The sequence below is a fragment of the Methylobacterium sp. WL120 genome (genome assembly GCF_008039465.1).
In the GTDB taxonomy this organism is placed as follows: Bacteria; Pseudomonadota; Alphaproteobacteria; order Rhizobiales; family Beijerinckiaceae; genus Methylobacterium; species Methylobacterium cerastii.
In genome coordinates this window covers 1-23,729 of the sequence record NZ_VRUT01000073.1, presented here as the reverse complement: position 1 = coordinate 23,729, position 23,729 = coordinate 1, and the positions used below count along the sequence as shown (strand labels likewise).

The 23,729-nt window shown below is 70.8% G+C and carries 24 protein-coding genes and 2 pseudogenes; 11 read left to right on the top strand and 15 right to left on the bottom strand.

Annotated features, from left to right (window positions below):
* Positions 1–1,102, bottom strand: a pseudogene (locus FV229_RS14935) (DNA mismatch repair protein MutS); the annotation flags it as partial.
* A 156-nt stretch (positions 1,103–1,258) separates the two neighbouring features.
* The gene (locus tag FV229_RS14930; RefSeq protein WP_147752735.1) at positions 1,259–1,549 is read right to left on the bottom strand and encodes a hypothetical protein; all 291 of its coding nucleotides are present in this window, start codon (positions 1,547–1,549) and stop codon (positions 1,259–1,261) included.
* Positions 1,550–1,697: 148 nt separating this feature from the next.
* Between FV229_RS14930 and hrpB the strand changes: the two genes are divergently transcribed.
* From hrpB to FV229_RS14900, 6 genes are all read left to right on the top strand, one after another.
* A complete protein-coding gene (gene hrpB, locus FV229_RS14925; RefSeq protein ID WP_147752734.1) occupies positions 1,698–4,244 on the top strand; it encodes an ATP-dependent helicase HrpB in 2,547 nt (848 codons plus the stop codon).
* 122 nt (positions 4,245–4,366) lie between these two features.
* Complete coding sequence (locus tag FV229_RS14920; RefSeq protein WP_147752733.1) at positions 4,367–4,843, top strand: PaaI family thioesterase; 477 nt, start codon at positions 4,367–4,369, stop codon at positions 4,841–4,843.
* On the top strand, positions 4,840–5,418 hold the full coding sequence (locus tag FV229_RS14915; protein ID WP_147752732.1) for a DUF1285 domain-containing protein: 579 nt from the start codon (positions 4,840–4,842) through the stop codon (positions 5,416–5,418). The genes FV229_RS14920 and FV229_RS14915 overlap by 4 nt, the downstream gene beginning before the upstream one ends.
* Positions 5,415–6,095 carry a CoA pyrophosphatase gene (locus tag FV229_RS14910; protein ID WP_246688206.1) on the top strand — a complete coding sequence of 227 codons (681 nt, stop codon included), beginning with the start codon at positions 5,415–5,417 and terminating at the stop codon, positions 6,093–6,095. The genes FV229_RS14915 and FV229_RS14910 overlap by 4 nt, the downstream gene beginning before the upstream one ends.
* 38 nt (positions 6,096–6,133) lie before the next feature.
* A complete protein-coding gene (locus FV229_RS14905; RefSeq protein WP_147752731.1) occupies positions 6,134–6,391 on the top strand; it encodes a DUF6111 family protein in 258 nt (85 codons plus the stop codon).
* The gene (locus FV229_RS14900) at positions 6,391–7,659 is read left to right on the top strand and encodes a CCA tRNA nucleotidyltransferase (RefSeq protein WP_147752730.1); all 1,269 of its coding nucleotides are present in this window, start codon (positions 6,391–6,393) and stop codon (positions 7,657–7,659) included. Before FV229_RS14905 ends, FV229_RS14900 begins: the two co-directional genes overlap by 1 nt.
* 51 nt (positions 7,660–7,710) lie before the next feature.
* On the opposite strand, the gene FV229_RS14895 is transcribed toward FV229_RS14900, so the two are convergent.
* From FV229_RS14895 to FV229_RS14860, 8 genes are all read right to left on the bottom strand, one after another.
* The gene (locus FV229_RS14895) at positions 7,711–8,112 is read right to left on the bottom strand and encodes a F0F1 ATP synthase subunit epsilon (RefSeq protein WP_147752729.1); all 402 of its coding nucleotides are present in this window, start codon (positions 8,110–8,112) and stop codon (positions 7,711–7,713) included.
* A gap of 70 nt (positions 8,113–8,182) precedes the next feature.
* A complete protein-coding gene (locus FV229_RS14890) occupies positions 8,183–8,431 on the bottom strand; it encodes a hypothetical protein (RefSeq protein ID WP_147752728.1) in 249 nt (82 codons plus the stop codon).
* A gap of 4 nt (positions 8,432–8,435) precedes the next feature.
* Positions 8,436–9,893: a F0F1 ATP synthase subunit beta gene (gene atpD, locus FV229_RS14885; RefSeq protein WP_147752727.1), complete on the bottom strand. Its 1,458-nt coding sequence runs from the start codon at positions 9,891–9,893 to the stop codon at positions 8,436–8,438.
* Positions 9,894–9,941: 48 nt separating this feature from the next.
* Positions 9,942–10,829, bottom strand: coding sequence for a F0F1 ATP synthase subunit gamma (locus FV229_RS14880; protein WP_147752726.1), 888 nt, complete (start codon positions 10,827–10,829; stop codon positions 9,942–9,944).
* A gap of 73 nt (positions 10,830–10,902) precedes the next feature.
* Positions 10,903–12,438, bottom strand: a complete 1,536-nt coding sequence (gene atpA / locus FV229_RS14875) for a F0F1 ATP synthase subunit alpha (RefSeq protein ID WP_147752725.1) — start codon at positions 12,436–12,438, stop codon at positions 10,903–10,905.
* A gap of 75 nt (positions 12,439–12,513) precedes the next feature.
* Positions 12,514–13,083: a F0F1 ATP synthase subunit delta gene (locus FV229_RS14870; protein WP_147752724.1), complete on the bottom strand. Its 570-nt coding sequence runs from the start codon at positions 13,081–13,083 to the stop codon at positions 12,514–12,516.
* Positions 13,084–13,318: 235 nt separating this feature from the next.
* Entirely contained in the window at positions 13,319–14,005 is a 687-nt protein-coding gene (locus FV229_RS14865) for a DsbA family protein (RefSeq protein ID WP_147752723.1), read from the bottom strand.
* Between the two features lie 97 nt (positions 14,006–14,102).
* Positions 14,103–14,729, bottom strand: coding sequence for a 2-hydroxychromene-2-carboxylate isomerase (locus tag FV229_RS14860; RefSeq protein ID WP_147752722.1), 627 nt, complete (start codon positions 14,727–14,729; stop codon positions 14,103–14,105).
* Positions 14,730–14,959: 230 nt separating this feature from the next.
* On the opposite strand from FV229_RS14860, the gene FV229_RS14855 reads away from it, so the two are divergent.
* The gene (locus tag FV229_RS14855; RefSeq protein ID WP_147752721.1) at positions 14,960–16,198 is read left to right on the top strand and encodes an argininosuccinate synthase; all 1,239 of its coding nucleotides are present in this window, start codon (positions 14,960–14,962) and stop codon (positions 16,196–16,198) included.
* A gap of 61 nt (positions 16,199–16,259) precedes the next feature.
* On the opposite strand, the gene FV229_RS14850 is transcribed toward FV229_RS14855, so the two are convergent.
* Both FV229_RS14850 and mtgA read right to left on the bottom strand, forming a co-directional pair.
* A complete protein-coding gene (locus tag FV229_RS14850; protein WP_147752720.1) occupies positions 16,260–16,796 on the bottom strand; it encodes a hypothetical protein in 537 nt (178 codons plus the stop codon).
* 75 nt (positions 16,797–16,871) lie between these two features.
* Positions 16,872–17,480 (bottom strand): monofunctional biosynthetic peptidoglycan transglycosylase, encoded by a 609-nt coding sequence (mtgA, locus tag FV229_RS14845; RefSeq protein ID WP_246685390.1) that lies wholly within the window; start codon positions 17,478–17,480, stop codon positions 16,872–16,874.
* Positions 17,481–17,678: 198 nt separating this feature from the next.
* On the opposite strand from mtgA, the gene FV229_RS14840 reads away from it, so the two are divergent.
* Positions 17,679–18,653: a polyprenyl synthetase family protein gene (locus FV229_RS14840; RefSeq protein WP_147752718.1), complete on the top strand. Its 975-nt coding sequence runs from the start codon at positions 17,679–17,681 to the stop codon at positions 18,651–18,653.
* Positions 18,654–18,662: 9 nt separating this feature from the next.
* On the opposite strand, the gene FV229_RS14835 is transcribed toward FV229_RS14840, so the two are convergent.
* On the bottom strand, positions 18,663–19,142 hold the full coding sequence (locus FV229_RS14835; protein WP_147752717.1) for a DUF1203 domain-containing protein: 480 nt from the start codon (positions 19,140–19,142) through the stop codon (positions 18,663–18,665).
* A 177-nt stretch (positions 19,143–19,319) separates the two neighbouring features.
* Between FV229_RS14835 and leuB the strand changes: the two genes are divergently transcribed.
* Positions 19,320–20,429: a 3-isopropylmalate dehydrogenase gene (leuB, locus tag FV229_RS14830; RefSeq protein WP_147752716.1), complete on the top strand. Its 1,110-nt coding sequence runs from the start codon at positions 19,320–19,322 to the stop codon at positions 20,427–20,429.
* A gap of 90 nt (positions 20,430–20,519) precedes the next feature.
* Here leuB and FV229_RS14825 read toward each other — a convergent pair whose 3' ends face one another.
* Positions 20,520–20,918 (bottom strand): hypothetical protein, encoded by a 399-nt coding sequence (locus FV229_RS14825; RefSeq protein ID WP_147752715.1) that lies wholly within the window; start codon positions 20,916–20,918, stop codon positions 20,520–20,522.
* Between the two features lie 141 nt (positions 20,919–21,059).
* Positions 21,060–21,896, bottom strand: a complete 837-nt coding sequence (locus FV229_RS14820) for a hypothetical protein (RefSeq protein WP_147752714.1) — start codon at positions 21,894–21,896, stop codon at positions 21,060–21,062.
* 321 nt (positions 21,897–22,217) lie between these two features.
* On the opposite strand from FV229_RS14820, the gene FV229_RS14815 reads away from it, so the two are divergent.
* Positions 22,218–23,252: an aspartate-semialdehyde dehydrogenase gene (locus tag FV229_RS14815; protein WP_147752713.1), complete on the top strand. Its 1,035-nt coding sequence runs from the start codon at positions 22,218–22,220 to the stop codon at positions 23,250–23,252.
* Positions 23,253–23,401: 149 nt separating this feature from the next.
* Positions 23,402–23,729, top strand: a pseudogene (locus FV229_RS14810) (PQQ-dependent dehydrogenase, methanol/ethanol family); the annotation flags it as partial.

Below are 23,729 nucleotides of genomic sequence, written 5' to 3'. Positions count from 1 at the left end.
GCAGGGCGGCGCGCAGGGCGCGGTCCTCCACGAGCCGCGCCACCGCATCGTGCCGCCGCGCGATCGCGGCCAGCTCGGTGAGCGGTCCGGCGAGGTGCTCGGCCAGCAGCCGCGCGCCGTTGGCCGAGACGGTCCGGTCGATCGCGTCGAGGAGGCTGCCGACCCGCTCGCCCGAGAGCGTTCGGGTGAGTTCGAGGTTGGCCCGCGTCGCCGCGTCGATCGCCAGCGTGGTCCCGGCCTCCTCGCGGGTCGGCACGCAGAGCGGCGCGCGGGCGGCGAGCTGGGTTCGCGCGACGTAGAGCAGGGCTGCGCCGGCGGCGGCGATCTCGGCGCGGGTGAAGGTGCCGAAGCCGTCGAGCGTCGCGACGCCGTACTGCTCGCGGAGGCGGCGCTCGGCCGAGGCCGGCTCCAGCTCCGCCTGGGCCAGGGGGACCACGGCCGCCCGCCTCTCTGCCCAAAGGCGGGCGAGCGCCGGGTCGGCGTGAATCGCGTCCGACAGCACGATCTCGCGCGGGTCGTGGCGGGCGATCGCGCCAGCGAGGTCGGCGCCCGGAACCTCGCTCAGGGCGAACCGCCCGGTGGAGATGTCGATCGCCGCGAGCCCGTATGCGAAGGCCGCGTCCGAGACCTTGCGACGGCCGATCGCCAGCAGCAGGTTGGCGCTGCCGGGATCGAGAAGACGGTCCTCTGTGATGGTGCCGGGGGTGACCAGCCGCACGACCTCGCGGCGGACCACGGATTTCGGCCCCCGCCGCTTGGCCTCGGCCGGGTCCTCGGTCTGCTCGCAGACCGCGACCCGGTGGCCGAGCCCGATCAGGCGGCTGAGGTAGTCGTCGGCGCGCTCCACCGGCACGCCGCACATCGGGATGTCGGCGCCGCCGTGCTTGCCGCGCTTGGTCAGGACGATGCCGAGCGCCCGCGAGGCCGTCTCGGCGTCGGAAAAGAACAGCTCGTAGAAGTCGCCCATCCGGTAGAACAGCAGGCAGTCCGGGTTGGCGGCCTTGATCTCGATGTACTGCGCCATCATCGGCGTCGGGCCTGCGACCTCCGCGGTGCCGGATCCGGCGGCGTCGGCGAGGTTTCGGGCGGAGCTGCGAGCCATGGCAGCGCTCTTAGCAGACCCGCCCGTGTTTGATCAGCGCGGGCTCCTCCGATCGCTGGGGAGAAGGCACGCGTGCGCGTACCCCAATTCGCGGCAGGAAAAAGCCGGCGCCACGCGGCGCCGGCTTCAGGTCGAGTGGTCGGGACGTGCGACGGATCAGTAGCGCGGGCCGCCGACGGTGTCGCCGAGGTTCTGCTGGTAGCCACGCATCGCCGGGTTGCGTGCGTTCGGATTGCCGTGGCGCATGGTGTTGCGGCGGCGCATCATGCGCTCGGCCTTCGTGGAGTGGTGGTGGCGGTAGTGGCGACGGTAGGCGACGGCGTCCGTCGTGCTCTCGGCGACGACGCCGGCCTGCGGCATCGCGGGTGCGGCGGAGGCCGAGATCGACCCGAGCCCGAGGCCACCGAGGAGCAGGCCGGTCGCGAGGGTCAAAGAAAGACGCGTCATCCAAGGATTCTCCAGTTCCGCGCTCGTGCGCTGCGGGCCTACAAGTTCATGGACGGCGCGTGGTTCCGGCCACCGGCTGTGAAATCATGCCGTCGGCGGGGGATTTATTTCTTGCCGGAGTCGGGATTGTTCGAGGAGTTGAATCGTTATGGCGTCCGAGCGCCCCGCTGATACCGTCGCGGCGGCGGCGACCCCATCCTCCGCGCCCCGCCCGAACGACGCCCTCGCGCGCAGCCCCTTGCCGCACAGCCCCTTGCCGATCGATGCGGCGCTGCCCGACCTGCGAGCGGCGCTGGCCCGATCGAACGCGGCCGTCCTCGTCGCGCCGCCGGGCGCCGGCAAGACCACGCGAGTGCCCCTCGACCTGTTGCAGGCGTCCTGGCTCGGAACAGCCAAGATCATCCTGCTCGAGCCGCGCCGCCTCGCCGCCCGCGCGGCGGCCGAGCGCATGGCCGGCACGCTCGGCGAGCGGGTCGGCGACACCATCGGCCTGCGCGTCCGCCTCGGCTCCAAGATCTCGAGCCGCACCCGCATCGAGGTCGTGACCGAGGGCGTGTTCGGCCGGATGATCCTCGACGACCCGGAACTCTCCGGCGTCGGGGCGGTGCTGTTCGACGAGTTCCACGAGCGCTCGCTCGACGCCGACTTCGGCCTCGCGCTCGCCCTCGACGCGCAGGCGGCCTTGCGCGACGACCTGCGCATCCTGGTGATGTCGGCCACCCTCGACGGCGCCCGCGTCGCGCACCTGCTCGGCGACGCCCCCGTCGTCGCCTCGGAGGGGCGAGCCTTCCCCGTCGAGACCCGCTACGCCGACCGCGATCCCAACCGCCGGATCGAGGATGCGATGGCGGACGCGATCCTGCTTGCGCTCCGGGCCGATCCGGGCTCGGTCCTGGCGTTCCTGCCGGGCCAGGGCGAGATCCGCCGCGTCGCCACCTCGCTGGAGGGCCGCGTCGGGCCGGAAGTCGCGATCGCGCCGCTCTACGGCGCGCTGACGCCGGCCGAGCAGGACCGGGCGGTGGCGCCGGCCGGGCCGGGCGCGCGCAAGGTGGTGCTGGCCACCAGCATCGCCGAGACCTCGCTGACGATCGAGGGCGTGCGCATCGTGGTCGATTCCGGCCTCGCCCGGGTGCCGGTCTACGAGCCCGGCCTCGGGCTCACCCGGCTCGTCACCGCGCGGGCTTCCCGCGCCTCGGTGGACCAGCGCCGCGGCCGCGCCGGCCGGACCGAGCCCGGCGTGTGCTGGCGCCTCTGGGCCGAGGCCGGAACCAGCGCGCTCGAACCGTTCACCCGGCCCGAGATCGTCTTGGCGGACCTCGCCGGGCTCGTGCTCGACTGCGCCGAGTGGGGCGTGACCGATCCCGGCACCCTCGCCTTCCTCGATCCCCCGCCGGCCCCGGCCCTGAAGGAGGCGCGCGCGATGCTGCGCGACCTCGATGCGATCGACGCTGACGGGCGGCTCACCGAGACCGGGCGGCGCCTGCGCGCCCTCCCCCTGCCGCCGCGGCTCGCCCGCATGGTGGTCGCCGCCGCCGATTTCGGCGCCGCGACCGCCGCCGCCGACCTCGCCGCCGTCCTGGTCGAGCGTGGCCTCGGCGGCGACGCGGTGGACCTCGCCGACCGGGTCGAGCGCTATCGGCGCGACCGCGGGCAACGTGCCGCCGACATGCGCCGCATGGCCCAGGGCTGGGCGCGCTCGGCTTCCCCGTCCGGGACTCGCGCGACCTCGGACCCGGCGGCGGGTGCCCTCCTGGCGCTGGCCTACCCCGACCGGGTCGCGAAGGCGCGCGGGCGCGACGGCGAGTTCGTGATGGCCAACGGGCGGGCCGGGCGCCTCGACCCCGCCTCGCCGCTCGCCCGCGAGCCCTTCCTCGTGGTGGCCGACGTCGTCGGCGCCGCCGGCAACGCCCGCATCCTCGCCGCCGCCGCGATCGACCTCGACGCGATCGAGGCAGCCTTCGCCGACCGCATCGAGGGCGTGACGCAGGTGACCTTCGACGGCGCGGCGCGGGCGCTGCGGGCCCGCAGCCTGCGCCGGCTCGGCGCCATCACCCTCAGCGAGCGCACGCGCCCCGTGCCCGCCGACCTCGACTCGGCCAGGGTGCTGGCCCGCGGCATCGCCAGCCTCGGCCTCGAACAGCTGCCCTGGACCCCGGCGCTGACGCAGTGGCGCGCCCGCATCGCCTTCCTGCGCGCGGCGGAGGGCGGCGACTGGCCCGACCTCGCCGACGCCACCCTCACGGAGACCATCGAGGACTGGCTCGCGCCAGCCCTCGTCGGCCGCCTCGGCCTCGACGCCGTCTCCGCCGCCGACCTCGGCGAGGCGTTGCATGAGCTGTTGCCGTGGCCGCTGCTCGCCCGACTCGACGCCCAGGCGCCGACCCATGTCGAGGTTCCGACCAGCTCGCGCATCCCGGTCGACTACGAGGCCGAGGGCGGGCCGGTCCTGGCCGTGCGGGTGCAGGAGCTGTTCGGGCTGGCGACGCATCCGACTGTGGGCCGGGTGCCGCTCGTCCTCCACCTGCTCTCGCCCGGCCACCGCCCGGTCCAGATCACCCGCGACCTCCCCGGCTTCTGGCGCGGCTCCTGGAGCGCCGTGCGCACCGAGATGCGCGGCCGCTATCCGCGCCATCCCTGGCCGGAAAATCCGCTGGAGGCGCCACCCACCCGCCGCGCCAAGCCGCGGGGCACGTAAGCGGGTGAGGTGAGCCAAAGCCTGAAGTGCCCCCGAACTTCGCGTGACAGCCGGCGGCCGCGATGCGACCGTGCCACAAAACCCTGCGCCTGCGCCCGCCGCGCGATCGAGATCCCGCCCCCATGACGCCCAGCGAACCGCGAACGCCCGAGGCCGAGCCCCACGAGGGCGACGGCTGGACGCCGATCCACGACACCGGCTTCATCGCCCATGTCGGGCCGGTCTACGTCCGCGACGGCGCCTACGCGTTCCGTGCCGCCGACAAGCACGCCAACCTGATCGGCGTGGTCCACGGCGGCATGCTGATGAGCTTCGCCGACCGGGCGCTGGGCGAGACCGCGATGCGGGCGGCCGACGGGGCGAATTGTGTGACGATCCAAATGCAGATGCAGTTCGTCGACACCGCGCGGCTCGGCGACTGGATCACCCTGGCGCCCGAGGTCATCAAGCGCACCGGCTCGCTCGTCTTCCTGCGTTGCGAGCTGCGCCACGCGGCGCGCGTGGTCGGCGTCGCCTCGGGCGTCTGGAAGATCCTGCGCCGGCGCCCGGAGGCGCCTCCGGTTCCCGGCCCGTCCGGCGCGCTATCTGAGGGCGCATGACCGCCTCCGACGATCCGACCCTGAGCCGCCTCGGCGCGGCCCTGGCCGAGCTGCCCAAGCGCGGGCTGCCGCCGGTGGACAAGTGGAATCCGCCCGATTGCGGCGCGATCGACATCCGCATCGCCGCCGACGGCACCTGGTTCCACGACGGCACGCCGATCCGCCGCCCGAAGATGGTGAAGCTGTTCGCCTCGATCCTGCGGCGCGAGCCCGACGGTACGACGGTGCTGGTCACGCCGGTGGAGAAGGTCTCGATCACCGTGGAGGATGCGGCCTTCGTCGCCGTCGAGATGGCGATCGACGGCGAGGGCGATGCGCGCCGCATCAGCTTCCGCACCAACGTCGACGACCTCGTGCCCGTCGATTCCGAGCACGGCTTACGTTTCGCCGAGGGCGAGGCCGGCGCCCTCAAGCCCTATCTCCACGTCCGCCGCGGACTCTGGGCGCTGGTGACGCGGGCGCTGACCTACGATCTCGTGGCGCTCGCCGAGGAGCGTGAGATCGAGGGCGTGCCGTGGCTCGGCATCGCCGCAGGCGGCCGCTTCCACCGCATCGCCCCGGCCGACGCCGCGTGAGCGCCGTGGACAGCCCGACGCGCGACGCGGACCTCGCCGACTTCCTCGCCCGCGCCGAGGCGCGGCTCGCCCGCGACCCGCCCGGGCCGGACGATCCGACCTCGAACCCGCGCGGCGACCACAGCCTGGAGCCCGACGGCAGCGCCGTAATCCCGCCGCCGCCGCACCGGCGGGCGGCCGTTCTGGTGCCGGTCGTCGCGCGCGAATCCGGCCTCGCGATCGTGCTGACGCAGCGCGCCGCCCACCTGCGCGACCATTCCGGCCAGGTCGCGCTGCCCGGCGGCAAGATCGACCCGACCGACGCAAGCCCGATGGCGGCGGCCCTGCGCGAGGCCGAGGAGGAGGTCGGCCTGTCGCCGCGTCACGTGCGGATGCTCGGCTACCTCGATCCCTACCTGTCCGGCACCGGCTTCCTGGTGGCGCCTGTGATCGGCCTCGTCGACCGGGAGGCGCGCCTCGCGCCGAACCCGGCCGAGGTGGACGCGATCTTCGAGGTCCCCCTGGCGGTGATCGCCGACCGGTCGCGCTACGAGCTGCGGATGCGGGTGTGGCAGGGCCGCGACCGGCGCTTCTACGCCCTGCCCTATGGCGAGCGCCTGATCTGGGGGGTGACGGCGGGCATCCTGCACAACCTCGCCGAACGGCTCGAATTCGGGCCACCGAAGTCCCACCTCTGAGCCGAGCGGGAATCGCCCGCGCCCATCGATCGGATGCCATGCTGCGTCGCCTCGTGGAGGAGTTCGGGCTCTTCCTGCTGCCCTTCGGGCTGTTCTTCACCTACCTGCTGCTTGTCGGCCGCAACCCGCTGCAGCGGGCGCACTGGGACGCCCAGGCCTTTCGCCTCGTCCTGGCCGGCTTGGCCGTGGTGATCGCCTCGCTGGTGGCCTCGGGCCTGTTCTCCGAGCGCCACGCCACCGGCTTCGTGCCGACCCACATGGAGAACGGCCGGCTGGTGCCAGGCGAGTTCCGCTGATGCGGCGCCTCGACCCCGACGGCCCGGCGCGGCTGCTCGCCCGGCCCGAGGTCCGCGCCGTCCTCGCCGGCCTAGATGCACCTGGCGAGGAGACCCGGCTCGTCGGCGGCTGCGTGCGCGACGCGCTCCTCGGGGTCGACGCCGCGGACATCGACCTCGCCACGACGCTCCTGCCGAACGCCGTGATCGATCGGGCGCGGGCGGCGGGCCTGAAGGCCGTGCCGACCGGGATCGAGCACGGCACCGTGACGCTGGTCGTCGCCGGGCGGCCGGTCGAGGTGACGACCCTGCGCGAGGACGTCGAGACCGACGGGCGGCACGCTGTGGTGCGGTTCGGCCGTGACTTCGCGCGCGACGCCGAGCGGCGGGACTTCACGGTCAACGCGCTCTCGCTCGGCGCCGACGACACGCTCCACGACACCACCGGCGGCCGCGCCGACCTCGCGGAGGCCCGCATCCGCTTCATCGGAGACCCCGCGACGCGGATCCGCGAGGACGCCCTGCGCATCCTGCGGTTCTTCCGCTTTCACGCCCGGTTCGGTGGAGGAGAGCCTGATGCGCCGGCGCTCGCCGCCTGCGTCGCCGCGCGAGCGGCCCTGGCGAGCCTGTCGCGGGAGCGCGTCCGCATGGAGTTCCTGAAGCTCTTGGCCGCCCCCGGTGCGCCGGGCGCCGTCGCCATCCTCGCCGAGACCGGCCTTCTCGCCCGCATCACCGGCGGCGTCGCCGAGCGGGGCAGGCTCGCGCGCGCGATCGAGGCCGGCGCCGGCACGATCCAGCGTCTCGCCGCGCTGTCCGTGACCACGCGGGCCGAGGCCGAGCGCCTCGCGGAGGGTTTGCGGCTTTCGAAGGCCGAGCACGCTACCCTCGACGCCTACGCCCGCGCCCTCGCTGCGCTGAAGACCCCCGCCGCGATCGACCGGCCGGCGCTCCGTGCGCTCGTGGCCGAGCACGGGCCTGCAGCCCTTCAAGCGGCGATGGACGCGACCGCCGGCGAGCCGCGCCCGGTGATCGGCCCGGACGCTGCAAACGCCTGGCGCGACCTGAAGAATGAACCCGCTCCGGTCCTGCCGGTGACCGGGGCAGCCCTCGTCGCTCGCGGCATCCCGGCCGGGCCGAGGATCGGGGTCGCCCTCGCGGCTCTGCGCCGACGCTGGCTCGAAACGGGCTGTCCCGTCGGGCCGGACGCGGCCGAGGCGCTGATCTCCCTCGCGCTGGCTCAGGATTCGTCGGCGCACGACACGAAAGAGCCCGCCGAACCGCGCCGGTGACGGCGGTTCGAGCGGGCTTCGGTCGTCCTGAAAATGTTGGGGGTGAAAGGCTCAGAGCTTAAGGAGGTTCTTCGTCTCCTGAAGCTGGACGATCTGGCCGTTCAGCTCCTCGCGCTTCTGCAGGTCCTCGGTGGCGTCGCGCTGCAGCTCGGCCGCCTCGATGTCCCGATCGAGGGATTCGGGGGTCAGCTCCTCGATCGGGGCGGCGCGCTCGGCCAACACCGTCACGCCGGTCGGCCCGATGTCGGCGAAGCCACCGCGGACGTAGATGCGCTTGCCGCTGTTGGCGCGCTCGGTGACCACGATCACGCCCACGCGAAGCGAGGTGAGCACCGGGGCGTGGCCGGCGAGCACCGTCATCTCGCCCTCGGTGCCGGGAATCTGCACCGACTCGACCTCGCCGGAATACAGCGACCGCTCGGGGCCGACGAAATCGAAGTGGAAGGTGGCCATGCGCTCGGAATCCCGACGTTTGTCATTCCCGGCGCGCGGCCACCCGAGGGCTACGTGCCGGCCTTGAGAGTTAGGCTCTGCGCCGGTCCGTGGCGAAGCCGAGGCCGAAACCGATCAGCGCACCAATGCCCGCGAACAGGGCGACGTGCTGTGTCTGCCCGCTGGTCAGCTCGCCGCCGCGGGTGCCGGCCGGGCGGTCGCCCTGCACTTCGACGGAGAGCGGGCCGATCTTGATCTCGGCCGCCTCGGGCCGCGTCACGTAGCCGACGAGGCCGCCGGCCAGGAGGCCGACGACCAACAGGACGATCTTCGTATTCAAGACCTCAAGCCGCCTTCAGTTTCTTGGCCTTGGCCTGAGCGTCCTCGATGGTGCCGACCATGTAGAAGGCCGCTTCCGGCAAGTCGTCGTACTTGCCCTCGACGAGGCCCTTGAAGCCCTTGATCGTGTCTTCCAGCGGCACCTGGATGCCCGGGGAGCCGGTGAAGATCTCGGCCACCGAGAAGGGCTGCGAGAAGAAGCGCTCGATCTTGCGGGCGCGCGCGACCGTCAGCTTGTCCTCTTCCGACAGCTCGTCCATCCCGAGGATGGCGATGATGTCCTGGAGCGACTTGTAGCGCTGCAGCGTCTGCTGGACCTTGCGGGCGACATCGTAGTGCTCCTCGCCGAGGATCGCCGGAGACAGCATGCGCGAGGTCGAGTCAAGCGGGTCCACCGCCGGATAGATGCCCTTCTCGGCGATCGAGCGCGACAGCGTCGTGGTCGCGTCCAAGTGGGCGAACGAGGCGGCGGGCGCCGGGTCGGTCAGATCGTCGGCCGGCACGTAGATCGCCTGCACCGAGGTGATCGAGCCCTTGTTCGTGGTGGTGATGCGCTCCTGCAGGGCGCCCATGTCCGTGGCGAGCGTCGGCTGGTAGCCCACGGCTGAGGGGATGCGGCCGAGCAGCGCCGACACTTCCGAGCCGGCCTGAGTGAAGCGGAAGATGTTGTCCACGAAGAACAGCACGTCCTGGCCCTGGTCGCGGAAGTCCTCGGCGATGGTGAGGCCGGTGAGCGCGACGCGCGAGCGGGCGCCGGGAGACTCGTTCATCTGGCCGTAGACCAGCGCGCACTTGGAGCCCTCGGCCGACCCGCCGTTCTCCTTCGGGTCCATGTTCACCTTGGACTCGATCATCTCGTGGTAGAGGTCGTTGCCCTCGCGGGTGCGCTCGCCGACGCCGGCGAAGACCGAGTAGCCCGAGTGCACCTTGGCGATGTTGTTGATCAGCTCCATGATCAGCACGGTCTTGCCGACGCCGGCGCCGCCGAACAGGCCGATCTTGCCGCCCTTGGCGTAGGGGGCGAGCAGGTCGACCACCTTGATGCCGGTGACGAGGATCTGCGACTCCGTCGACTGGTCGGTATAGGGGGGCGCGGGCTGGTGGATGGCGCGGAGCGAGTCCGACTGGATCGGGCCGGCCTCGTCGATCGGCTCGCCGATGACGTTCATGATGCGGCCGAGCGTGTTGTGGCCGACTGGGACCATGATCGGCGAGCCGGTGTCGGTGCACTCCTGGCCCCGGGTCAGACCCTCGGAGGTGTCCATCGCGATGCAGCGCACGGTGCTCTCGCCGAGCTGCGCGGCGACTTCCAGCACGAGGCGGTTGCCGTTGTTCTTGGTCTCGAGCGCGTTCAGGATCTCCGGCAGGTGGCCGTCGAACTGCACGTCGACGACGGGGCCGATGACCTGGACGATCTTGCCGACCTTGTTGGAGCCGGCGCCGGGGGAAGCGGTGTTTGCCATGATTGCGTGCCCTTGAAAGGTATGCGGTCGGTGCGCCGGCGAAGGCGCTTAGAGGGCTTCGGCGCCCGAAATGATTTCGATGAGTTCCTTGGTGATCATCGCCTGACGCGTGCGGTTGTAGATCAGCGTCTGCTTTTTGATCATCTCGCCCGCGTTGCGGGTCGCGGAATCCATGGCGCTCATGCGTGCACCCTGCTCGGATGCGGCGTTCTCGAGGAGCGCCCGGTAGACCTGAACCGTGAGGTTCTTCGGCAGCAGCGTCTCGAGGATCGCCTCCTCAGAGGGCTCGAATTCCATCGCCGAATCCGCCGGCGCACCGGTGCTGCTGGCGCCGCCCTCGGGCAGCTCCGCCGGGATCAGGCGCTGCGCCGTCGGGATCTGCGAGATCACCGAGCGGAACTCGGAGAAGAACAGCGTCGCGACGTCGAACTCGCCGGCCTCGTAGCGGGTCAGGATCTTGTCGGCGATCTCGGCGGCGAAGGGGTAGTCGACCGGGCGGTTGCCGCGGATGTCCTGCGACTCGACGATCTGCTCGCGGAACTGGCGGCGAAGCTGGTCCAGACCCTTCTTGCCGACCGTCATCATCTTGACGGTCTTGCCCTCGGTCGCGAGCTTGTCGGCATGCGCCCGCGCCAGGCGCGCGATCGACGAGTTGAAAGCGCCGCACAAGCCGCGGTCGCCGGTGCAGACGATCAGCAGGTGGGTCTGGTCCTTGCCGGTGCCGGCCAGCAGCTTCGGCGCGCCGACGCCGCCGACGAGGTTCCCGGCGAGGTTGCCGAGCACCGCCGCCATCTTCTCGGCATAGGGACGGCCGCTTTCGGCAGCCGTCTGTGCGCGCCGCAGCTTGGCGGCGGCGACCATCTGCATCGCCTTGGTGATCTTCTGCGTCGCCTTCACCGAAGTGATGCGGTTGCGCAGATCCTTCAAACTCGCCATCGGGTGGTCCGGTCTCTCAGGGCCTGTTCACGACCAGGCGCCCGTCGCCGGGCGCCCGATGAGGCGGGTTCGTCTAGTTCGCGAGCGACTTCGCCACGCTCTCGACCACGCTCTTGAGCTTGGCGGCGCTGTCGTCCGACAGGTCCTTCGAGTCGCGGATCGCGGAGAGCAGGTCGGCGTGCTTGGTGCGGAGCGTCGACAGCAGCGCGTCCTCGAACGGGCGGACCTTCGCGACCGGCATCTTGTCGAGGTAGCCGTTGACGCCGGCGTAGATCACCGCGACCTGCTCCTCCATCTTCAGCGGCGAGAACTGCGGCTGCTTCAGGAGCTCAGTGAGGCGCGAGCCGCGGTTGAGCAGCTGCTGGGTCGAGGCGTCGAGGTCCGAACCGAACTGCGCGAACGCCGCCATCTCGCGGTACTGCGCCAGCTCGCCCTTGATCTTGCCGGCGACCTTCTTCATCGCCTTGGTCTGGGCCGAGGAGCCCACCCGCGAGACCGAGAGGCCGACGTTCACCGCCGGGCGGATGCCCTGGTAGAACAGGTCGGTCTCGAGGAAGATCTGGCCGTCGGTGATCGAGATCACGTTGGTCGGAATGTAGGCCGACACGTCGTTGGCCTGGGTCTCGATGACCGGCAGCGCGGTCAGCGAGCCGTTGCCGGCGGCGTCGCCCATCTTGGCGGCGCGCTCGAGCAGGCGCGAGTGCAGGTAGAACACGTCGCCGGGATAGGCCTCGCGGCCCGGCGGGCGGCGCAGCAGCAGCGACATCTGGCGGTAGGCCACGGCCTGCTTGGACAGGTCGTCGTACGAGATCACGGCGTGCATGCCGTTGTCGCGGAAGTACTCGCCCATGGCGCAGCCGGCGAACGGCGCGATGAACTGCATCGGCGCGGCGTCCGAGGCGGTGGCGGCGACGACGATCGAGTACTCCATCGCGCCCTGATCCTCGAGGACCTTCACGAACTGGGCGACCGTCGAGCGCTTCTGGCCGATGGCGACGTAGATGCAGTAGAGCTTCGACTTCTCGTCGCCGCCGGCGGCGTGGCCGGGCTTCTGGTTGAGGATCGTGTCGAGCACGATCGCGGTCTTGCCGGTCTGGCGATCGCCGATGATCAGCTCGCGCTGGCCGCGGCCGACCGGGATCAGGGCGTCGACGGCCTTGAGGCCCGTCGCCATCGGCTCGTGCACGGACTTGCGCGGGATGATGCCCGGCGCCTTCACGTCGACGCGTCGACGCTCGGTCGACTCGATCGGGCCCTTGCCGTCGATCGGGTTGCCGAGGCCGTCGACCACGCGGCCGAGCAGGCCCTTGCCGACCGGGACGTCCACGATGGCACCGGTGCGCTTGACGGTCTGGCCTTCCTTGATCTCGCGGTCAGAGCCGAAGATCACGATGCCGACGTTGTCCTGCTCGAGGTTGAGCGCCATGCCGCGCACGCCGGACTCGAACTCGACCATCTCGCCGGCCTGGACGTTGTCGAGGCCGTAGGCGCGGGCGATGCCGTCGCCGACGGACAGGACCTGGCCGACCTCGGAGACTTCGGCTTCCTCGCCGAAGTTCTTGATCTGGTCTTTCAGGATCGCGGAGATCTCGGCGGCGCGGATGTCCATCGTCGGGCCCTTCAGTTCGTTCTTGTCAGGTGTTCAGGTGTGATGGCGAGAGCCGGGGCGTCCTCGACGGACGGCCTAACGGGCTTCCCGCATCGCGAGACGAATGCCGTTCAGCTTGGTCCGGAGCGAAGCGTCGACCATGCGCGAGCCCATCTTGACGATGAGGCCGCCGATCAGGCTCGGGTCGACGTGCAGGTCGAGGTCGACCTCGGACTTCGCGACGTCGCGCAGGCTGGTCTTGATCTCCTCCAGCACCGCGTCGGAGGGCCGCTCGGCCACGCGAACCTCGGCGCGGACGATGCCCTTCGATTCGCGAACCAGGCTGCGGAAGGCGGCGATCATGCCGGGCAGCGCGAACAGGCGGCGGTTGGCGGCCGACAGGCGGATGAAGTTGGCAGCGAGGCCGGTGATGCCGGCCTTCTCGAGGATCGCGCCGATGGCGGCGGCCTGCTCCTCACCCGAGAAGACCGGGCTACGGACGAGACGGCGGAGGTCCGCGCTCTCCTTGAGCAAGGCGTCGAAGCGCTCGAGGCCCTCGGCCGTCGCATCGATCTGGCGCTCGTCACGGGCGAGATCGAACAGGGCGGAGGCGTATCTACCCGACACGCCGCCGACCAGGGAACCCTCGGAACCGTTCTGCGCCACCCGTCGCTCTCTCTTGTTCCTTGGCCCTTCGGTTCCGACCGGGCTGCGCCGTAATCAGGGCGCCAGGCCGGAGACCGTCGGGAAATGGGATTGTGCCGGGCTTGTCCGGGACCCACGAAGATCCCTCGGCCGGCGCGGCGACCGCCTAGCATGGCAACCGGAGCCGCGCAAGGCGATCGGCCGATGGCGGCGGCCCGGCCGAGCTTGCGCCGGGTGATCGATCCTACAGGGGAAATCAGCAGGCGAGGCGGTCGCAACGGCGGGTGGCGGCGATCATCTTCGCCATGGAGCGGGCGCCCGGATGCCCGAGGATGCCGGCGTTGCCCAGCACGTAGGATGGGGTCGCGTAGAGGCCGAGGTCGGCCGCGATCCGCATCTGGCTCTTGAGCGCTTCGCGGACCTCGTCGCTGTCGGCGATGCTCTCCAGCTCCGGTCCGGCGATCCCAAGCGCCGTGCCGGCGGCGAGCGCGCCGGGGCCGTCGATCTTGCCGGGCTTGCCGAGCAACCGGCCGTAGAAGTCCCAGGCCGCCTCGGAGCCGAGCTTGCGCTGGACGGCCAGCGCCACCTTGGCGGCCTGGGCCGATTGCGGCGACAGAATCGGATTCTGGACAAGGCCGATGCGCAACGCCGGGTCGGCGGCGTGCAGGGCGATCACGTCGGCGGCGGCCTTGCGGCAGTAGGGGCAGTTGAAGTCGAAGAACTCGTACAGCGTCGTCTCGGCCTCGCGCGGGCCGACGTAGGTGATTCCCCGCAGGGACGCGAGCTGGCCGGTGATCTCGCCTGGGAGCACGGAGTTGGCGACCGGCCTGCCCTCGTCGCTCGTCACCGAGACGCGCTGACCATACGATTGGGCGCGCGCCGCCCGGGTGAGGGCGACGGCGGCGGCCGAGGTCGCGATGAGGTGACGGCGGGTGAAGGGCATGCTGGCGTCCGAGCGGCGGTGTCGAGCCCGCGCATCAGCCCGGCAATTCAGGCGATGTCGGGGCCTTCGCGTCGGGGAGTCTCGTCGCGCGATGGCGTCAGCGCATGTCGCCCGGGCGCTCGCCGGCGGCCCAGGCCAGCGCCTGCTCCAGGCGGTCGTTGCCCCAGAACAGCTCACCGTCATCCGTCAGGAAGGTCGGGGCGCCGTAGATGCCGCGCGAGCGCGCCTCCTCGCCGACGACGCGGAGCTTGGTCTTGTTCGCTTCGCTCGCCGCCGCCTTGAGCTGCTGCGTCCCGTCGAGGCCGAGCCCGTTCAGGATCTCGACCACCGCCGCGGGCTCGGCGATCGAGCGGCCGTGCGCGAAGCAGGATTCGAACACCGCCTTCGAGAACGGCACCAGCCAATCCTGGTCCTGCCCGAGGATGGCGGCGCGGGTTGCGCTGAGGCTGTTCTGCGGGAACGGATCGGGGCGCCGCACTGGCGGCAGGCCGCAGCGGGCGGCCTCGCGCTCCATGTCGCGCCACATGTTGCGGCCCTTGGCCGGGTAGAGGTTGAAGGGCGAGCTCGTCCAGCCCTGCGAGGCGAAGATCGGCCCGAGCAGGAACGGGCGCCAGCGCACCGCCACGCCGGCCGTCGCGGCCAGACCCTCGATCCGGGCGGCGGCGAGGTAGGAATAGGTCGAAGCGAACTCGTACCAGAACTCGAGGGTCGGCTGGCGCGCCATGGTGATCGCTTCTCCGGGTCTTAGGTGTCGGCACGCAAATCTCACACCCGTCGATGTCGGGAGCGAGGCAGGTTGGCGCGCGCGACGGGGCATCGGCGACGCCCCGCGCGCTTGAGCGAACGTCCGGCCCGGCATGCCGGTTGCAGGCCGTTCCGGTTGCAGGGCGCCGGACGGCGCGATAAGCCGCCGCAACCCCCTCGCCTAACGTCCGCGAACACCCGAAGGTCCGCATGTCCGAGCCCGACAAGAAGCCCGTGAACAAGGTCGTGCTCGCCTATTCCGGCGGCCTCGACACCTCGATCATCCTCAAATGGCTGCAGACGACCTACGGCTGCGAGGTGATCACCTTCACCGCCGACCTCGGCCAGGGCGAGGAACTAGAGCCGGCCCGCCGCAAGGCGGAGCTGCTCGGCATCAAGCCCGAGAACATCTTTATCGAGGACCTGCGCGAGGAATTCGTGCGGGACTACGTGTTTCCGATGTTTCGCGCCAACGCGGTCTACGAGGGTGTCTACCTGCTCGGCACCTCGATCGCCCGGCCGCTCATCGCCAAGAAACAGATCGAGATCGCCGAGCGGCTGGGCGCCGACGCGGTCTGCCACGGCGCCACCGGAAAGGGCAACGACCAGGTCCGGTTCGAGCTCGGCTACTACGCCCTCAAGCCCGACGTGACGGTCATCGCGCCCTGGCGCGAATGGGACCTGAAGAGCCGCGAGCAGCTGATCGCCTTCGCCGAGCAGCACCAGATCCCGATCGCCAAGGACAAGCGCGGCGAGAGCCCGTTCTCGGTGGACGCCAACCTCCTGCACGCCTCCTCCGAGGGCAAGGTGCTCGAGGACCCGGCCGACGAGGTGCCGGATTACGTCTTCTCGCGCACGATCTCGCCCGAGGAGGCGCCGGACACGCCCACGATCGTCACCATCGGCTTCGAGAAGGGCGACGCGGTCTCGATCGACGGCGAAAAGCTGTCTCCGGCCTCGCTGCTCGCCAAGCTCAACCAGCTCGGCCACGACAACGGCATCGGCCGGCTCGACCTCGTGGAGAACCGCTTCGTCGGCATGAAGAGCCGCGGCATGTACGAGACGCCCGGCGGCACCATCCTGCTGCCGGCCCACCGCGCGATCGAGTCGATCACGCTGGACCGCGGCGCGGCGCACCTCAAGGACCAGATCATGCCGCAATACGCGGAACTGATCTACAACGGCTTCTGGTTCTCGCCCGAGCGCGAGATGCTGCAGGCGCTGATCGACAAGAGCCAGGAACTGGTCACCGGTGAGGTGCGGCTCAAGCTCTACAAGGGCGGCGTCCACGTCATCGGCCGCACGAGCCCGCACTCGCTCTACGACCAGGACCTCGTCACCTTCGAGGAAGGCGCCGTCGCCTACGACCACCGCGATGCGGCGGGCTTCATCAAGCTCAACGCGCTGCGGCTGCGGACGCTGGCGCAGCGGAAGAAGCGGGACGCCTGAGAAGCGCCTTCTCTCCCTCCCCGCAGAGGGGGGGAGGGAGAAGCGCCGGCGACCGCAGCCTTCAGTCGTAATCGCCCGGCGCGATGTCGGCGTAGCGCAGGAAGATCTGCAACGCCGGTTGCATCTCGTGGTGCAAGGCTGCGTCCGGCACCGGCGTCGCGCCGTAGGGCGCCTGGGCGTCGACGCAGGGCACGTCGAGGGCGTCGTCCCAGCGGACCGCCAGGTGCGGAATCAACGCGAGATGCGCCTCGGTGACGTCGAATGTGATGTGTTCGGGCGTGACGCCGTCGGCGTCGCGGAACACGTCGCCAGCCCGGCCCGGATCGAGCTTGGCCAGCGGGTTGTGGTACTGGTAGCGGCCGGGCTTGAGCACCGCGTGCCGGACGAAGGCGGCGAACGCCGCGCCCACCGCTCTGTGCTCCGCGTCGGCGCCCTCGTCGTCGCCGGTGACGTTGGCGATGTCGTCGTCCCGCGAGGTCGAGCCGTAGGGGGCGTCCGGGTGGATCATCGGCGCGCCGGCCCCGTCCGGGTTCCAGCCGACGACGAGGCGGCGGATCAGGGCGATCCGCTCCAGGGTGATCTCTGTGGTGCCGGCCATGACGTCCGTTCTCGCTTGGATCACGCTCCCTAACCGCATCCGGGCGGCCTGCGAACCCGGGGCCTGCGCAAAAGCCTATCCCTTGAGGCACCCCATCAGACCCTCGACCTGCCCCATCCGGCCTTGGATGCGGCCGGCCAGGGACCGCACCCCGCGGGAGGGCTTGCCGGCGCTGCGCAGGATCGGGTTCGGCAGGGTCGCGGCCAGCAGGGCGGCCTCCCCGCGGCTGAGGTCGCGGGCGTTCTTGCCGAACCAGTGCCGGGCGGCGGCCTGGGCGCCGTAGATCCCCTCGCCCCATTCGGCGACGTTGAGATAGATCTCCATCATCCGCCGCTTGCCCCAGAGCGTATCCATCAGGAAGGCGAGCGGAATCTCGAGCGCCTTGCGGACGTAGGAGCGGCCCGGCCAGAGGAAGACGTTTTTCACCGTCTGCATCGCGATGGTCGAGGCGCCGCGGCTCGGCCCGTCCTCGTCGTCGACCACGTCGCGCAGCGCGTCGACGTCGACGCCGTGGTCGAGGCAGAAGCGCTGGTCCTCGGAGGCGAGGACCGCCTGGACCAGGGCCGGCGCAATGGCGGAGAGCGGCACCGCCTCGCGGGCCACCGGCTGGAGCGTCAACCATCGCCCGAGCATCAGGGTTGAGGGCGGCGTCACCGCGCTATAGAGCAGCGCCAGCGCGAGCATGAGGACGAGCCCGACCGCCGGGACGAGCAGGATGCGCCCGACGAGCTTCCGGACCCGCCGTGACGGAGCCGGCGGCTGCGGGCGTCCCAGCGACCTCAGGTCCCGCGCCTCGGTACTCTGCGCGTCGCGACCCGGCGCCGCTTTGCTATCGTCCGCCCGCACCGTGTCGCGTCCCACTCCCGCCAAGGCCCGTTCCCGATGACCTCAACGCAGGCTCACCCCGCTCCGGTCAAGTCGCAAGGTACCGAGCATGCCGCCGACGACGGGTTTTCCCACAAGCTCGCCCGCGTGGCCGACACGGTCGAGACCTTCCTGGTCGAGCGCCTCGGCCCCGAGGTCGGCCCCGGCGAGATCGCGCGCCCGCCGCGCCTGATGGAGGCGATGCGTCACGCGGTGCTCGGCGGCGGCAAGCGCCTGCGCCCCTTCCTCGCGGTCGAGACCGCGCGCATGCTTGGCGGCTCGGAGGCCGGCGCGCTGGCCGCCGGCGCCGGCGTCGAGCTGGTCCACTGCTATTCGCTGGTCCACGACGACATGCCGGCGATGGACGACGACGACATGCGCCGCGGCAAGCCCACCGTGCACAAGGCCTACGACGAGGCGACCGCGATCCTCGTCGGCGACGCGCTGCAGACCCTGGCCTTCGAGATCGTCGCCGACCCGACCTGGCAGCCGGACGCGTCGATCCGCGCCGACCTCGTCCTCGGCCTCGCCCGCGCCTCGGGCCTCGGCGGCATGGTCGGCGGCCAGCTCCTCGACCTGACCGCGGAAGGCCGCTTCGGCCCGGTCTCCCTCGACGTGGACGACACCTTGCGGATGCAGGCGATGAAGACTGGCGCGATCCTCGCCTTCTCGGTGGAGGCCGGCGCGATGGTCGGGGGCGCCACGACGAACGAGCGCGCCGCGCTCTTGCGCTACGGCCTCGCGCTCGGCCAGGCCTTCCAGATCGCCGACGACATCCTCGACCGCGAGGCCTCGCCGGAAGCGATGGGCAAGGCCACGGGCAAGGACAAGGACGCCGGCAAGGCGACGCTCGTCGACCGCCTCGGCCTCGACGGCGCGCGGGCCGAATGCGATCGGCTCGTCGGCGTCTGCGAGGAGGCGGTCTCGCGCTGGGGCGACCGGGCGCAGACGCTGCGCGAGGCGGCGCGGTTCACGGTGGCGCGGAAGGCCTGAGGCGAAGCCTCACGCCGCGCGCTCGACACGGGCCAGCCAGCAGCCGGGCTTGGCTGTATGGATGTTGACGAAAACGCTGCGCGGATCGGCGAGCGCGCGTCGCAAAGGTCCCTCGACCTCGGCGCCCGCGCAGACGTGGCCGAGATCGTACAGGCAGAAATCCTCGGCATCGTAGGCCCGCACCGAGACGAGCGGGTTCGCGGCGACCGTCGGCGCGAGCGTATCGTCGGCTGCGAAGTGCGGACAGGCGTCGGCGTCCAGGAAGATCGGGCTCGGCGTCCAATAGATGCCCCGCGGCTGCGGCAGCGCATAGGAGCCGAGCAGCATGGTTTCGCCGGATTCGGCGAGGCGCAGGCAGTGCCGGCATGGGAATCCCTTGTGAGGCTCGGCAACCACCCGGTGCAGCGCGTTGCCGAAGTCGTCATGACCTGAGCATCGGAAGCGCTCCGCGGTCTCAGTCTTCATCGGGATACAGCGGAAGGCTTTCATCGGGGGCTCCTTAGGCCCCTACCGGACGCAATTGGTGGTCGCCGCGCACCCCGTTTCTTGCTGTCGTATCAGATCAGGCCGCGGGCGGTGTTCGCGGCGCTTGGCCCGAAACCTTGCCAAGCGCTGCGACCCATCGCTACACCCCGCCGACCCTCCGCCCTCCGGAACGATCAGATCATGGCCACCTACAAGCTCCTGCTCCTGCCCGGCGACGGGATCGGCCCCGAGGTGATGGCCGGCGTCCAGACGGTGCTGGCGGCGCTCGCCGAGACTGGGCTCGCCCACTTCGAGACCGAGGCCGACCTCGTCGGCGGCTCGGCGATCGACGCCCACGGCAAGCCGCTTTCGGACGCGACGCTGGCCAAGGCGGATGCGGCCGACGCGATCCTGCTCGGGGCCGTCGGCGGCCCGAAATGGAACGGCGTGGCCTACGACATCCGCCCCGAGGCCGGCCTGCTGCGCCTGCGCAAGGATCTCGGCCTGTTCGCGAACCTGCGCCCGGCGATCTGCTATCCGGCGCTCGCCGACGCCTCGGCGCTCAAGCGCGAGCTGGTCGAGGGCCTCGACATCATGATCGTGCGCGAATTGACCGGCGGTGTGTATTTCGGCGAGCCGAAGGAGATCACCACCCTGCCCGACGGCTCGAAGCGGGCGGTGGACACGCAGGTCTACACCACGGCCGAGATCGAGCGGATCGCCCACGTCGCCTTCGATTTGGCGGCCAAGCGCTCCGGGCGCGTCGCGTCGGCGGAGAAGCACAACGTGATGAAGTCCGGCGTCCTGTGGAAGGAGGTCGTCACCGAGGTGCATGCCCGCCACCACGCCGGCATCGAGCTCGAGCACGTGCTCGCCGACAACTGCGCGATGCAGCTCGTGCGGCGCCCGAAGCAGTTCGACGTGCTGGTGACCGACAACCTGTTCGGCGACGTGCTCTCGGACGTCGCGGCGATGCTGACCGGCTCCCTCGGGATGCTGCCCTCGGCCTCGCTCGGCGCGGTCGACGCCCGCGGCACCCGCAAGGCGCTGTACGAGCCGGTGCACGGCTCCGCCCCCGACATCGCCGGACAGGACAAGGCGAACCCGATCGCGATGATCGGCTCGCTCGCCATGTGCCTGCGCTACTCGTTCGGCCTCGGCGAGGCGGCCGACCTCGTGGACGGCGCGATCACCGCGGCGCTCGCCGGCGGCGCGCGCACGGCCGACATCGCCGGCGAGGGGTCGAAGGTCCTCGGCACGCGCGCCATGGCCGAGACGATCGCGGCTGAGCTTCGCACCCGCGCGGCCTGAGCCGCCAAGAACGCAAGCGGATAAGAACGAGAAAGGGCGCGCAGCTCTCGCTGCGCGCCCCCGATCGGTACAGGTGAGTTTCGGCCCGGCTTAGTACGGGTTGCCGTAGCGCGAGACGTAGGAGGTCGGATCGATCGCGTCGACGGCCGAGAAGTCGACGTTGCGGATCGCGCTCGACCGGGCGCCGATGAACGGGCCGTTGGTGATCGGATCGGGCAGGATGCCACCGCCGTAGCCGTCGTTGCGGCCGTAGACCGGGTTAAGCTGGTTCGACTGCGCGATCAGCACCGGGTTGGTGGCCGGGTTGCTCACCGAGCCGTTGCCGGGCTCGACCACGTTGCCGGCGTCGAGCCAGCTGCGCGGGCGGATGCGGATCGGCAGCGGGCGACTGACGCGGTAGCCGGGGCCGAACCCGTCCTGCGCCTGAGCGGTGAAGCCGAGGCTGGTGACGGTGAGGGCGCCCAGCAGGGCGATCTTGATCGAGCGCATGACGCACCTTGTTTGAATGCGGGTCTGGTATGGCGCCGAGAGATTAAGAATCCGGTGCCTGTTGCGCAGTAGACGCCCGAGCGCGGCCGTGGTTCCGGAAAAACGGCCGAGCTTACGTGTTTTGCCGCAATGTTGCCCCAATCACGCACGGGGCCGCTTCGGCGGAGGCGTCGTGCGGCGCGGCGCGATCGAGCCGGTGCGACCCGCCAGGTCCTGCGCCGAGAGCGCCCGGATCGGATCGCAGGCCGGATCGCGACGCGCCTCGGCCTCAGTGAAGACGGCGTCGGTGGCGGGGTCCGCGCGCCCGTCCAGCGCGAGGCCGTCGAGGGCGCAGGCGAGCGCGCGCGGCTCGGGCGGTTGTCCCAGAGGCGCGCACAGCCAGCCGTCCACCCGAACCGGCCGGGCCTCCAGGGTGACGAAGCCGGTGCAGATCCGGCGCCGGTCGCCGGACAAGGTCGCCTCCAGCGTCTCGACCGCGCCGAACTTGGTGGCGACCCGCCCGCGGGTGCCGGTGCGGACCACCGCGAGGTTCGGGCCCTCCGCCGCGCGCCGTGCCAGGGTCACGAAGAGGCCGGGCTGCGGCTCGGCGGCGTCCCGCGTCAGGGTGAGGCGCAGGTGCGTCTCCTCGATCGCCGAAAAGTCGCCGCTTGCCAGCGTCTGCTCCTGCGGGTTGCGCGGCGGTTCGATCCGGACCGGCTCGCCGGCCCGGTCGAGGCGCAGGCGCCCGGTGCCGGCGGCCGGGGCGACCGGGCGGGCGTTCAGCGTCATGGCCGGGACGAAGGCGATGCCGAGATCGGTCGTCGTGACGGATGCCGGGGCGGGCGGATCGGCGGGCCGCTTGGTCTCGCGCGAGAACAGGCTCAAGGCGCCGATGACGAGCACGGCGCCGACGGCCCGGCCGGTGAAGGCGACGAACTGCCACCGCCGCGGCGCGGGTGCCGCGGGGGCGAGGTCGGGGAACGTCTCGTCTGGGGCCATCGGATGCGGTCGCGCCTCGGGAAAGCGCCGGCACCATCCGCCCCGATCCCCTCCCCCCACCTTTCCAAGCCGGCCTCCGCGGCGGCGTTTCTCGTCACGCGGTGAATCGATCCTTGTCGCGGCCGACGGGCTTGGTCGCGCAGGGAGAAGCATGGCGGACGGGCCGAGGCATGCCGCGACCGCCCTTGACAGGCGCGCGACCCCGGCGCCTTGCTCCCGCCTTCCGAAGGTCCTGCCTTGCGACGTCGCGGGGCCTACGGGTCATGGGCCGATGCGGCCGGCGGAGGCCGGGATCGCTGCACGGCAAGCGGAGTCTTCGAGATGGGTTACAAGGTCGCCATCGTCGGCGCCACGGGCAACGTGGGCCGCGAGATGCTGGACATCCTCGCCGAGCGGGCCTTCCCCGCCGACGAGGTCGTGGCGCTGGCCTCGCGCCGTAGCCAGGGCCAGGAGGTCTCCTTCGGCGACAAGATCCTCAAGGTCAAAGCGCTTGACACCTACGACTTCTCCGACACCGACATCTGCCTGATGTCGGCCGGCGGCGAGACCTCGAAGGAGTGGTCGCCCCGCATCGGCGCGCAGGGCTGCGTCGTGATCGATAATTCCTCGGCGTTCCGCTACGATTCGGACGTGCCGCTGATCGTGCCCGAGGTGAACGCCGACGCGGTGGTCGGCTTTTCCAAGCGCAACATCATCGCAAACCCGAACTGCTCGACGGCCCAGCTCGTCGTGGCACTGAAGCCGCTGCACGACGCGGCGACGATCAAGCGGGTGGTGATCTCGACCTACCAGTCTGTCTCCGGCGCCGGCAAGGACGCGATGGACGAGCTGTTCAACCAGACCCGCGCCGTGTTCACGGCCGGCGAGGTGAAGCAGGAGAAGTTCACCAAGCGCATCGCCTTCAACGTCATCCCGCACATCGACGTGTTCATGGAGGACGGCTACACCAAGGAAGAGTGGAAGCTGGTCGCCGAGACCAAGAAGATGCTCGATCCCAAGATCAAGCTCACGGCCACCGCCGTGCGCGTGCCTGTGTTCATCGGCCACGCGGAAGCCGTCAACGTCGAGTTCGAGCGCCCGATTTCGCCCGAAGAGGCGACCGCGATTCTGCGCTCGGCGCCCGGCATCCTGGTGATCGATAAGCGCGAGAACGGCGGCTACATGACCCCACACGAGGCGGCGGGCGAGGACGCCACCTACATCTCCCGCATCCGCGAGGACGCGACTGTGGAGAACGGCCTGAACTTCTGGTGCGTCTCGGACAACCTGCGCAAGGGCGCCGCCCTGAACACGGTCCAGATCGCCGAGCTCCTGATCAACCGCAAGCTGATCGGGCGGGACAAGAAGGCGGCCTGAGGGCTTCTTCACGCGTCGCTGTATCGCTGTTCGATCGAGCCCAGTCTCCGCAGGGAGGCTGCGCTTTTTCGTGGCCGACAGATCATGGCCTTTGCCCGTCGACAGAGGGGGGGCTGCCGCCACGCGATCCGATCGATAGAACGAGCCCGATGAAAATCCATCTACTCGCACTCGGCGCTGGCCTGGCGGTTGCCACCCCGGCCTTGGCTGAAGACCTGATGAAGCACCTGGCGAACCCCGCCGAGCAGGTTCTTCAGACGGTCGACTACGCCAACACGCGCTATTCCAAGCTCGACCAGATCAACGCCGGAAACGTCAAGAACCTCCAGGTCGCCTGGACCTTCTCGACGGGCGTGCTGCGCGGCCACGAGGGCTCGCCGCTCGTCGTCGGCAACATGATGTACGTCCACACGCCGTTCCCGAACATCGTCTACGCGCTCGACCTCGACCACGAGGCCAAGATCGTGTGGAAGTACG